Here is an 815-nt window from a genome sequence, read left to right on the forward strand (position 1 = left end):
CCCCGGCGGCGACCTCCGCCACCGCGTGGCCAGGCGGCGCATCGTCCGCCGCCTTGGCCGACGGATCCTTCGGGCCGTTCGGCGCGGCCTCCGCGACCGCACGGCCAGGCGGCACATGGTCTGCCGCGGCCCCGGCCTTGCCGGGCGGGTCCTTGGGGACGTGCGGGGCAGCGTCGGCCACGTCGCGGCCCGGCGCGTCATCCACGCGCCCGGGCGCGGCATCGCGCCCCGGATTGGCCTCGGGGTTGCCCCCGGAGAGCGGCGGAACCTGGGCAACTTCGGGTACGCGCGAGCCGTCCTCGCCGCGGCTGCCCCCCGCAGGCTGTGGCGTCGCCTCGGCGAGATCCCGTCCAGGCAGGTACCGGCCAGGGCTGCCACCGGAGTTCTCCACGGCCGGCGGCGTGTCCGCCAGCCCGGGCCGGGCACCATCGACGTCGTGCGTCCCGCCGGCGTCGTCCCGGCGGGGCTGCGTCGCCCCCGCCATGTCGCGCGGCGCGGGCTGGAACGCGGCGGCTTCGCCGTCGCTCTCCAGGCGGGCGGCGGGTAGCGCTTCAGTGTCCCGCGCGGCGGTCGTCGCGACGGCATCGGCCGTCACCTGCACCGGGCCGGCTTCCGCGACCACAGGCTGGGCGGGCTGCGGGGTCGGCGCCGCCGCCTCGGTCCGCAGCTGTGTTCCCACCGGCTGCTCGAACCCGCTATTGGCCGCCCGCGACGGCTCGGCGGGCGCGGAGTCCGCTAGGCGATCGGTGCGCGCGGGCAGGACGGGCTCCGCTGCCGGACGGGCCTCGGCCGGCGTCTCCGCTGCCCGCGCGCCG

At 79.3% G+C, this 815-nt stretch carries 1 pseudogene; it reads right to left on the reverse strand.

What is annotated here, in order from left to right:
• Positions 1 to 679, reverse strand: a pseudogene (locus OZN99_RS32705) (hypothetical protein); the annotation flags it as partial.
• Between the last annotated feature and the right edge of the window lie 136 nt (positions 680 to 815).

Origin of the sequence: Falsiroseomonas oryzae, assembly GCF_027856955.1 — a bacterium.
In the GTDB taxonomy this organism is placed as follows: Bacteria; Pseudomonadota; Alphaproteobacteria; order Acetobacterales; family Acetobacteraceae; genus Falsiroseomonas; species Falsiroseomonas oryzae.